Here is a 10,172-nt window from a genome sequence, read left to right as displayed (position 1 = left end):
CAGGAACCCGCGCGCGCGGCCAACAGGTCGGGGTGCCAGCGCTCGGCCACGTCGGGGTGAGCGCGCAGGCGCGACTTGAGGGCGTTCTCGCCGTAGGTCGCGTGGATGGGGTTGGTCGGGTCGTCGGTGACACCCCGGACCTCGGATGCCAACTCCTCGGGCAGATCGATGATGGGCAGGCGCGCGTCGAGCGCGGGGTTGAAGAAGAACGGCACCGAGATGCGCTCGTCCGGGAAGCGCGGCGAGATGACCCGGTGGTTGGTCGCGGTCAGGTAGCCCTGGGTCGCGTACTCGAGCAGCTCGCCGATGTTCACCACGAAAGCGCCCGAGACCGGGGGAGCGTCGACCCACTCGCCGTCGCGCTCGACCTGCAGGCCGCCCTTGCCCGGCTCCACCCACAACAGGGTGAGGACGCCCGAGTCCTTGTGCGCACCGACGCCCTGCTGGGGGGTGGGGTCGTCCTTGCCGGGATAGCGGACGATCTTGATGAGCGTCTGCGGGTCGCCGAAGTGCCGGTCGAAGTACTGCTCCTCGGCCCCCAGCGACAGCGCCCACGCGCGGAGGAGTTTGCGGGCGATGCCGGTCAGGTGGTCGTGCCACTCGGCGACGACCTCGCGCAGTTCGGGCTGGGCCGCGGGCCAGAGGTTCGGGCCGACGAGGCGGTTGTACCCGGGGCCGTCGGGGTCGATCAGGGGTTCCCGCTCGGGGCCGATGTCGATCTGCTCGCGCCAGTCGACCCGGCCCTGGGTGAGCTCGCCGCCGACGCGCGTGTAGCCACGGAAGTGCGGACTGGTGACGTTCTCGATCGCGAGCTTGTCGGCATCCGGCAGGGCGAAGAAGTCCTTCGCCGCCTGCAGCAGTCGGGACTCCAGCTCGGCGCTGACGCCGGTGCCGGTGAGGTAGAAGAAGCCGACGTCGTGCGTGGCGGCGCGCAGATCGTCGCGGAACCGGGCGGCGGCGTCGGGGCCCTGGTCGAGGAGCGAGAGGTCGAGGATCGGAAGAGTGAGCTCGGACATGCGTCGAGGCTAGATCGACTCGCGGCCGTCGGCGCGAATGTTGCCGAGGGTTACCTCCGCCTCCGTCTCGAGAGCGGCGCGGGTGCGCGCGGGGGATGCGCGTCGCGGCGAAAGTGCGTAATCTGTCTGAGTCAGGTGAGGCTGTCCTTACCGACCCGCAGCGTCGCGGCATCCCATCTCCTGAAAGTCGGAAACCCGCCCGTGCTTGCCAGTTTCTTCGCCACCTTCCTCATCGGCCTCCGCGAGGGCCTCGAGGCCGCGCTCGTCGTCGGCATCCTCGTCGCCTACCTCACCCGGGTCGGTCGCCGCGATGCCCTGCCGAAGCTGTGGACCGGGGTCGGTCTGGCGATCGGTCTCGCGCTGGCCATCGGCGCCGTCTTCACCTTCGGCGCCTACATGCTGACCTTCGAGGCGCAGGAGATGCTCGGCGGCGGGCTCTCGTTGCTGGCCGTCGCGATGGTCACCTGGATGATCTTCTGGATGCAGAAGGCCGGCCGCACCCTCAAGAGCGGCCTCGAGGGCGGCGTCGACAAGGCCCTGCGCGGCGGCGTCTGGGCGCTCGTGGCCATCGGCTTCGTGTCGGTCGCGCGCGAGGGCGTCGAGACGACCCTGCTGCTGTGGTCGATGGTGCAGTCCTTCGGCGAGTCGGCCGAGGCGCTCGTCGGCGCCCTGCTGGGTCTGGCCACGGCCGCGGTGCTCGGCTGGTTCATCGCGCGCGGCATGCTGCGCCTGAACCTCGGTCGCTTCTTCACATGGACGGGCGGCTTCCTCGTCGTGGTCGCCGCCGGCGTGCTCGCTTACGCGTTCCACGACCTGCAAGAGGCCGGCGTCCTGCCCGGTCCCTTCGGCGCCGGCGCGCCGATCGACCCCGCCACGGGTGCGGTCGCCGTCGGCTGGGCGGGGCTGCCCTTCGGCTGGGCCTTCGACCTCTCGACCGTGATCGCCCCCGACAGCGCGCTCGCCGCGATCCTGCAGGCGACGGTCGGCTTCATGCCGCAGATGACGTGGCTGCAGGTGATCGCCTGGGTGATCTACGTCGCGGTCGTGGTCCCCCTGTTCATCCGGGGCGTACGCGCGAACCGTCGTCCGCGCGCGACCGCGGCCACCCCCGTCGCGTCGTCCGCGCGCGCTACGGCCGCCGCCGCGACCTCCTGACTCCCGGATCCGCGCGCCGTCCCGAGGCCGCGGCATCCGCTCTTTCCGAATCCGAACGGAGCACCATGAATCCCACACGCCTTCTCGCGGCCACCGCCGTGGCCGGGGTCGCCGCCCTCGCCCTGTCGGGGTGCGTCGCCAAGGCCGACGCGGCCGGCACCGGCGCGCTCACCGTCACCTCGACCGCCGACGACTGCGCCGTGTCGTCGAGCAGCGCCCCCAGCGGCACGGTGGCGTTCCAGATCGACAACAAGAGCGATCAGGTGACCGAGTTCTACCTGCTGGCCTCGGACGGCCTGCGCATCGTCGGCGAGGTCGAGAACATCGCCCCCGGCGCCTCGCGCAGCCTGACCGTCGTCGCCCAGCCCGGCGACTACTTCACCCTGTGCAAGCCCGGGATGGTGGGCGACGGCGTCGGCAAGAAGGCCTTCGCGGTCACCGGTGAGGCGGTCGCCCTCGATGGAGCGGATGCCGAGCAGAAGCAGCAGGCCGTCGACCTGTACGCCGCGTTCGTCAAGGATCAGACGGGCCAGCTCGTCCCCGCCGTGCAGACCTTCGCCGCCGCCTACGAGGCCGGGGACGACGCCGCCGCGCGCGAGCAGTTCCCGCGCGTGCGCGCCTTCTACGAGCGCATCGAGCCCGTCGCCGAGGCGCTGGGCGACCTCGACCCGCGCATCGACTACCGCGAGGTGGACGCCGTTGCCGAGGGGCTGCAGTGGACCGGGTTCCACCGCATCGAGAAGGACCTCTGGGTGCCCGCGCAGGACGCGCTCAACGCCGACGGCGAGACCCCCGCGTGGAAGGACTGGGCTCCCTCGACGACCGCGGAGCGCGCGACCTACGGCGACCAGCTGATCGCCGACACGCAGGAGCTGTACGACTACGTGCACTCCGACGACTTCACCCGGACGCTCGAGGCGCAGGGCGTCGCGGGCATCTCGAACGGTGCGATCGCGCTGCTCGACGAGGTGGCCACCGGCAAGATCAGCGGCGAGGAGGACTGGTGGTCCAAGACCGACCTGCACGACTTCGCCGCCAACGTCGAGGGCTCCAAGATGGCCTTCTCGCTCGTGCGCGACTTCGCCGAATCGAAGGGCGACAAGGGCGCCTCGCTGGTGAGTCGGATCGACGCCGGGTACGCCGACCTCGAAGCGGCGCTCGCCGCGCACGGCTCCGCCGACGCCGGGTTCGTGCCCTATCCGCAGCTCACCGAGGCCGACAAGCGTCAGCTGACCGACCTCATCAACGCGCTCGCCGAGCCGCTGTCGCAGCTCACGGTGACGATCCTGGAGTGAGCGTGACCGACGAAGAGCAGTCCTCCACGCCCGTCGAGGCGGGTGCCGTCTCCGACGAGCGGACGGATGCCACCGGCCTCTCCCGCCGGGGCCTGTTCGGCCTGGCGATCGGCGCCGGGGCCACGGGCCTCGTCGTCGGCGCCGGGGCGGGCCTGGTCGGCGGGGCCGCGTACGGCACCGCGCAGGCGCGGTCGGTGACGGATGCCGTGGCCCCGGGGGCCGGCATCCATCAGCCCGGAATCACGACTCCGGTGCAGGACCACCTGCACTTCGCCGCGTACGACATGATGGCGCGCACCACGCGCGCGGATCTGGCGGAGCTGCTGTCGGACTGGACGTACGCCGCGACGCGGATGATGCAGGGTCTCGACGTCAGCGCGACGGGCGCGGTCGGCGGGTCGCCCGAGGCGCCGCCGGACGACACCGGCGAGGCGCTGGGGCTGCCGGCGAGCAACCTCACGATCACGTTCGGGTTCGGCCCGTCGCTCTTCGACGAGCGCTTCGGGCTCGAGGCCCAGAAGCCGGAGGGGCTCGAGCGGCTGCCCGCCTTCGTCGGCGACGACCTCGATCCGCTCCGGTCGGACGGCGACCTGTGCATCCAGGCGTGCGCGGACGACCCGCAGGTCGCCGTGCACGCCATCCGCAACCTCAGTCGCATCGCCTTCGGCCGCGCGACGATCCGGTGGTCGCAGCTCGGGTTCGGACGCACGTCCAAGACCACCGCCGCTCAGGCGACCCCGCGCAACCTCTTCGGGTACAAGGACGGCACCGCCAACATCCTGGCCGACGACGCCGCCGCTCTCGACGAGAACGTGTGGGTGCCGGCATCCGAAGGACCGGCGTGGCTCGCGGGCGGGTCGTACCTCGTCGCCCGGCGGATCGCGATGCTCATCGAGACCTGGGACCGCACGCGCCTTGCCGAACAGGACCGGGTGGTCGGTCGCGACAAGGCGAACGGTGCGCCGCTGTCGGGCGGCGACGAGTTCGCCGCCCCCGACTTCGCGGCCGTCGGCGCCACGGGAAAACCCGCGATCGACCCGCGCAGTCACGTGCGGCTGGCCCACCCCGATCTCAACGGCGGCATCCGTCTGCTGCGCCGCGGATACAACTTCGTCGACGGCACGACCGACCTCGGCCGGTTGAACGCCGGACTGTTCTTCCTGTCGTTCCAGCGCAGTCCCGACCGGTACATCACGGTGCAGCGGTCCCTGGCGACGGATGCCATGGGCGAATACCTGCGCCACGTCGGCTCGGGTCTGTGGGCGGTGCCGCCCGCGCCGGCGGCGGGAACCTCGATCGGGGCGGGGCTCATGGGCGCCTGACGCCCTCCCCGGCGTCCGCGCGTGCCTCCCGGCGTCGGCGCGTGCCCCCCGAGTGTCCGCGCGTGCCCCCGGCGTCGGCGCGTGCCCCCGGCGTCCGCGCGTGCCTCCGGCATCCGCGTGTGCTCCCGGCATCCGCGTGTGCCCCCGGCGTCGGCGCGTGCCCCCGGCATCCGGCCATAAACGCTCTCCGTGTCGAGAAACGCGGTCTCGTCGCGTTTCCCGACACGGAGAGCGTTTATCGGCAGGTTCGAGCGGATGCCGGCGGTCCGGGAATAGATCCCACGGCCCGGCGTTCTCCCATGTATATTCAGATGCATACAAACAGGAGGCGCATCGTGAACGAGACGAGCAACTGGCCCGGAATGCAGTTCGGTGTCATGACGGTGAGCGACATCACCCAGGACCCGACCACGGGCAAGACCCCGAGCGAAGCCCAGCGCATCAAGGACACGCTCACGATCGCGAAGCACACCGAGGAGGTCGGACTCGACGTCTTCGCCCTGGGCGAGCACCACAACCCTCCGTTCTGGTCGTCGTCGCCCACGACGACGCTGGCGTACATCGCCGCGCAGACTGAGCGCCTCATCCTCACCACCTCGACGACGCTCATCACCACGAACGACCCGGTGAAGATCGCCGAGGACTTCGCGATGCTGCAGCACGTGTCGGGCGGCCGCGCCGACCTCATGCTCGGTCGCGGCAACACCGGCCCCGTGTACCCCTGGTTCGGCAAGGACATCCGCCAGGGCCTGCCGCTGACCATCGAGAACTACGACCTGCTGCACAAGCTGTGGCGCGAGGACGTCGTCGACTGGGAGGGCAAGTTCCGCACGCCGCTGCAGGGCTTCACCTCGACCCCGCGTCCCCTCGACGGCGTGCCGCCGTTCGTCTGGCACGGCTCGATCCGCACGCCCGAGATCGCCGAGCAGGCCGCGTACTACGGCAACGGCTTCTTCGCCAACAACATCTTCTGGCCCAAGGAGCACTACCAGCGCCTCATCACGCTGTACCGCGAGCGCTACGCCCACTACGGCCACGGCACGCCCCAGCAGGCGATCGTGGGCCTCGGTGGCCAGGTGTTCATGCGCGCCAACTCCCAGGACGCGGTGCGCGAGTTCCGCCCCTACTTCGACAACGCGCCCGTGTATGGCCACGGCCCGAGCCTCGAAGACTTCAGCGAGATGACCCCGCTGACCGTCGGCTCGCCGCAGCAGATCATCGACCGCTACGCCGCCATGCGCGAGACCTTCGGCGACTACCAGCGCCAGCTCTTCCTCATCGACCACGCGGGTCTTCCGACCAAGACCGTGCTCGAGCAGCTCGACATCCTGGGCGGCGAGGTCGTCCCCGTCCTCCGCAAGGAGCTGCAGAAGAACCGTCCGGCCGAGGTGCCCGACGCCCCCACGCACGCCAACCTGGTCGAGAAGATCTACGCCGGGGCGGCGCCGCGTCAGGCCGTCCCCGCCGCCAACCGCGGTGACAACCTCACCTCGGGAAGCCCGTACCAGGATGCCGCGAAGGCCGGCAGCGCCTTCGGCAAGGCCGCGACGAAGGTCGGTGCCTGAGATGGCCGCTCGTCGCATCGCGGTCGTCACCGCGGGGCTGTCGACGCCCTCGTCGACGCGGATGCTCGGCGACCGCCTGGCTCACGCGGTGCTCGCCGAGTTGCGCGAACGCGGAATCGACGCGACCTCGGACGTGTTCGAGCTGCGCGACTACGCCCACGACCTGACCGACAACCTGTTGACCGGCTTCGCGCCGCCCGCGCTGGAGCAGATGATCAACACGGTCGTCTCGGCGGACGGCATCATCGCGGTCACGCCGATCTTCTCGACGAGCTACTCGGGCCTGTTCAAGTCGTTCATCGACGTACTCGACCCGCAGGCGCTGAACGGCACCCCGGTGCTCCTGGGCGCCAACGCGGGAACGGCCCGCCACTCACTCGCGATCGACTACGCGATCCGCCCGCTGTTCACCTACCTGCACGCCAACCCCGTGCCGACGGGGGTGTTCGCGGCATCCAGCGACTGGGGAGCGAACGCCGACGAGGTGGCGCCGCTCGGGTCCCGCGTGGACCGCGGCGCCCGCGAGCTCGCCGACGCCATCGCGGCCCGTGAGCCCGTCCGCGACGCCGACCCGTTCGACCCCTCGTCGTACCTCGGCGAGGGCCGGTCGTTCGGACACCTCCTGGGCGGTCTGTCGGGGGAGTGACGCTGCGCGAGCCCCGTCGCCCTCGAGGCGGCGGGGCTTTCGCGTGCGCGCGCTACGGGGACGACGGGGGTCATGCGCCGCCGGGCGTGTCGCGTGCGTCGAGGGCCCGCGCATAACCCGGGAGGTGTGTGCGGCGTCGGGGGACGTGCACGACCTCCGCGGTGTGCGGGGCGTCGCGGAGGTCGAGGGCGCGTGCACAACCTCCGCGATGTGCGCAAAATCCGCCGGGGTTCCCGATCTCGGACGGAGATCGTGCACATCGCGGAGGATATGCACGCCGCAAGACGGCGCCCCGGACCGACCCCGCGCTCTAGGGTGGGGGCGAGCAGAAGGAGCCCGAATGGATGCCGCGCAGTGGGACGAGCGCTACCGCGCCTCCGCCGGAGGCGTGTGGGCGACGCAGCCGCCCGCCGTGGTGCGCGAGATCACCGCTGCGCTGTCGGCGGGAACAGCGATCGACGTCGCGACCGGAGACGGGCGGACCGCCCTGTGGCTCGCCGAGCGCGGGTGGCGGTGCACGGGCCTGGATTTCTCGAGCGCCGGCCTGGCGCTCGCCGCCGCCCGGCCCGGCGGTGACGCGGTCGACTGGGTCGAGGGGGATGTGCACGCGTGGCAGCCCGCAGCGCCGGTCGATCTGGTCGTGTCGTGCTACCTGCACCTGCCCGACAGCGCGGCGGCGGTCTCGCGCATCGCCGACTGGGTCGCGCCCGGGGGGACGCTCGTGGTGGTCGGCCACGACGTCGACAACATCGCCGCCGGAGGGCACGGCCCGAGTGACCCGGCGATCCTGTACACCCCCGAGGTGCTGCGGGGAGCGCTCGACGAGCGGTTCGACGTCCTGCGCTGCGAGCGGGTGACCCGCTCGAGCGCCGACGCCGAGCTGCGCGACGGCCACCCCGCCGCCGCCGTCGACACCGTGCTGCACGCGGTTCGCCGCACCTGAGGGCAGCGGGCGGGCCGTCGCAAGTGGCGCTCGATCAGGTCGGTCGCGCCGCCGCGCCTCACACGATGATGTCCGCGGCGCTCCTGAGCTCGCGCGCGGCCACCGGCCGCAGCCCCCGCCGCACGAGCGTGTCGGCCGAAGCGAGCGGTCCGACGTCGATGCCGGCCTCGGCCGCGAGCTCGGCGATCGGCACCTGGAACGTGCGGAAGGCGCCGAGCGGCGGAACGACGAGTCCCTGCCGCGTGTCGACCAGTTCGCTCTGGTCGAGCACGAATCCCGCGGCGCCCAGGACGTCTCCCGCGCGCCAGGCGGCGATCTTCCAGAAGCGCAGCGGCACGCGGATGCCCCGGTACGGCGGGTCGTCGGCGCCGAGGACGGGGGCGGTGAATACCGCGATGCGCTGGTCGGTCGTCTCGGCGTAGGCCAGCACGTGGTCTTCGAGCCCGAGCCAGAGCTCTTTGGACTGATTGAACCCGGCCGCCTGCGGTGCGGCGTTGGTGTAGAAGAACGTCGCCTCGGTGGCATCCCGTGCCTGGGACGTCTCTCCCCAGCCGGGGTCGCGCCGACGCACCAGGTGCCCGCGGTCGAGATCGTTGCGGCTGTAGACCTCGGGCCCGGCCTGAGCGTCGGCCGCAACCCGCGGATCGAGTCGCCACTCACCCGTGCGGGGGAGATCTCGCAATGTCGCACCGTCGATCACCACGCCGGTGACCGCGGCGAAGCGGCGCTGCTCATCGAGCAGGACCGAGAACCGCGGATAGTCCAGCCGCGTCGCGGGTCGCGCGGGCGAGGGGAGGGGGAGGGGGATGCCGAGGAAGTCCGGGTCGTAGCCGTCGCTCATGCCTCCATCGTGCCGTCGACCTCCGACATCGCGACAGACTGGGGTAATGGAACGGTACGTGAAGACCCGGGCCGACGCCCCCGACGGCTTCTTCGCCGCCGAGGCCGCCGGTCTGCGCTGGCTCGCCGACGCCGGTGGCGCGGCCACGGCGCGAGTCTTCGACGTGCGCCACGACCGCATCGCGCTCGAACGCATCGCCGAGGTCGCGCCCACGGTCGCCGCCGCGGCCGCGTTCGGGACCGCGCTCGCCGCGACCCACGCCGCCGGTGCCGAAGCCTTCGGGTCGCCGCCGCCGGGATGGCGCGGCGGCATCTTCATCGGCCGACGCCCGCAGCCCTCCGACCCGACCCCGAGCTGGGGCGCCTTCTACGCCGCCCAGCGCGTCGAGCCGTTCGTTCCGATCGCTGTCGCAGCGGGGAACCTGTCGTCCACGGGCGCCGAGGTCGTCGCCCGCGCCTGCGCCCTGATCGCTGACGGGGCGTTCGACGACGATGAGCCTCCCGCGCGCCTGCACGGCGACCTGTGGGCCGGGAACGTGCTGTGGTCCGGCGGGGGAGTGGTGCTCATCGACCCGGCGGCCCACGGCGGCCATCGCGAGACCGACCTGGCGATGCTGGCGCTGTTCGGCTGCCCGTTCCTCGACGAGGTCCTCGCCGCGTACGACCGGGCGCGGCCGCTCGGCCCGGGGTGGCGCGAGCGCGTGCCTCTGCATCAGCTGCACCCCCTCGCGGTGCACGCCGCGGGCCACGGCCCCTCGTATGGTCGCGCGCTGGTGGACGCCGCGGAGCGCACGCTCGGGCTGCGCTGACGCGGCGGGGGTCGGCATCCCGGGGCTCGGAGGATCGCGCGGAGCTCGGAGGAATCGTGGTGGCCTCTCCGAGTTCGGTGACGTTGTCCGAGTTGGGGGGGCGTTGGGGGATGCCGCGGAGCGGACGCTGGGGCTGCGCTGACGCGTCGGGGTCGGCATTCCGGATCTTGGAGAATCGCGAAGCTCGGAGGAATTGTGGTGGATTCTCCGAGTTCGGTGACGTTCTCCGCGTTCGGGGCGTTGAGGGATGCCGCGGAGCGGACGCTGGGGCTGCGCGGACGCGTCGGGGTCGGCATCTCGGATCTCGGAGGATCGCGCGAAGCTTGGAGGAATCGTGGTGGATTCTCCGAGTTCGGTGACGTTCTCCGAGTTCGGGGCGTTGATGGGTGCCGGGGGGTTCACGGATGCCGGGGCATGACCTCGGGATGTGCTGACGCGTCGGGGTCGGCATCCCGGATCTCGGAGAATCGCGCAAATCTCGGAGGAATCGGGGCGGACTCTCCGAGTTTCGCGACGTTGTCCGAGTTCCGCGCGCGCCACGGCCCGCGGCGCGGGCCACGCGGCGCAGCCCCGCCCGCGGC

At 71.8% G+C, this 10,172-nt stretch carries 9 protein-coding genes; 7 read left to right on the top strand and 2 right to left on the bottom strand.

Features of this window, described 5'->3' with window-relative positions; translation table 11 throughout:
* The coding region (locus DBR36_RS07300; RefSeq protein WP_108318237.1) for an isopenicillin N synthase family oxygenase at window positions 1-1,016 on the bottom strand (1,016 nt) is incomplete at its 3' end.
* Between the two features lie 201 nt (window positions 1,017-1,217).
* Here DBR36_RS07300 and efeU point away from each other — a divergent pair.
* The 6 genes from efeU to DBR36_RS07270 all read left to right on the top strand — a co-directional run bounded on the left by efeU (window position 1,218) and on the right by DBR36_RS07270 (window position 7,942).
* Window positions 1,218-2,171, top strand: coding sequence for an iron uptake transporter permease EfeU (gene efeU / locus DBR36_RS07295; RefSeq protein ID WP_108318236.1), 954 nt, complete (start codon window positions 1,218-1,220; stop codon window positions 2,169-2,171).
* A 65-nt stretch (window positions 2,172-2,236) separates the two neighbouring features.
* Window positions 2,237-3,466: an iron uptake system protein EfeO gene (gene efeO, locus DBR36_RS07290; protein WP_108318235.1), complete on the top strand. Its 1,230-nt coding sequence runs from the start codon at window positions 2,237-2,239 to the stop codon at window positions 3,464-3,466.
* Between the two features lie 2 nt (window positions 3,467-3,468).
* Window positions 3,469-4,788, top strand: coding sequence for an iron uptake transporter deferrochelatase/peroxidase subunit (gene efeB / locus DBR36_RS07285; RefSeq protein WP_108318238.1), 1,320 nt, complete (start codon window positions 3,469-3,471; stop codon window positions 4,786-4,788).
* Between the two features lie 362 nt (window positions 4,789-5,150).
* Window positions 5,151-6,353 carry an LLM class flavin-dependent oxidoreductase gene (locus DBR36_RS07280; protein ID WP_181373522.1) on the top strand — a complete coding sequence of 401 codons (1,203 nt, stop codon included), beginning with the start codon at window positions 5,151-5,153 and terminating at the stop codon, window positions 6,351-6,353.
* 1 nt (window position 6,354) lies between these two features.
* Window positions 6,355-6,999 (top strand): FMN reductase, encoded by a 645-nt coding sequence (locus DBR36_RS07275; RefSeq protein ID WP_108318233.1) that lies wholly within the window; start codon window positions 6,355-6,357, stop codon window positions 6,997-6,999.
* A gap of 340 nt (window positions 7,000-7,339) precedes the next feature.
* The gene (locus tag DBR36_RS07270; RefSeq protein ID WP_181373521.1) at window positions 7,340-7,942 is read left to right on the top strand and encodes a bifunctional 2-polyprenyl-6-hydroxyphenol methylase/3-demethylubiquinol 3-O-methyltransferase UbiG; all 603 of its coding nucleotides are present in this window, start codon (window positions 7,340-7,342) and stop codon (window positions 7,940-7,942) included.
* A gap of 58 nt (window positions 7,943-8,000) precedes the next feature.
* On the opposite strand, the gene DBR36_RS07265 is transcribed toward DBR36_RS07270, so the two are convergent.
* Complete coding sequence (locus DBR36_RS07265; RefSeq protein ID WP_108318231.1) at window positions 8,001-8,783, bottom strand: DNA/RNA non-specific endonuclease; 783 nt, start codon at window positions 8,781-8,783, stop codon at window positions 8,001-8,003.
* A gap of 46 nt (window positions 8,784-8,829) precedes the next feature.
* Here DBR36_RS07265 and DBR36_RS07260 point away from each other — a divergent pair, with 46 nt between their 5' ends.
* A complete protein-coding gene (locus DBR36_RS07260; RefSeq protein ID WP_108318230.1) occupies window positions 8,830-9,591 on the top strand; it encodes a fructosamine kinase family protein in 762 nt (253 codons plus the stop codon).
* Window positions 9,592-10,172: the final 581 nt, after the last annotated feature.

This window comes from Microbacterium sp. HMWF026, assembly GCF_003061325.1.
GTDB lineage: Bacteria > Actinomycetota > Actinomycetes > Actinomycetales > Microbacteriaceae > Microbacterium > Microbacterium testaceum_E.
The sequence above is the reverse complement of the archived record's forward strand: the minus strand, read 5'-3'. Positions and strand labels throughout refer to the sequence as shown.

Coding starts and splice junctions, on each gene's coding strand:
- DBR36_RS07270 (WP_181373521.1), top strand. CDS start 7,340: ATGGATGCCGCGCAGTGGGACGAGCGCTACCGCGCCTCCGCCGGAGGC.
- DBR36_RS07265 (WP_108318231.1), bottom strand. CDS start 8,783: ATGAGCGACGGCTACGACCCGGACTTCCTCGGCATCCCCCTCCCCCTC.
- DBR36_RS07260 (WP_108318230.1), top strand. CDS start 8,830: ATGGAACGGTACGTGAAGACCCGGGCCGACGCCCCCGACGGCTTCTTC.
- efeO (WP_108318235.1), top strand. CDS start 2,237: ATGAATCCCACACGCCTTCTCGCGGCCACCGCCGTGGCCGGGGTCGCC.
- DBR36_RS07280 (WP_181373522.1), top strand. CDS start 5,151: ATGCAGTTCGGTGTCATGACGGTGAGCGACATCACCCAGGACCCGACC.
- DBR36_RS07275 (WP_108318233.1), top strand. CDS start 6,355: ATGGCCGCTCGTCGCATCGCGGTCGTCACCGCGGGGCTGTCGACGCCC.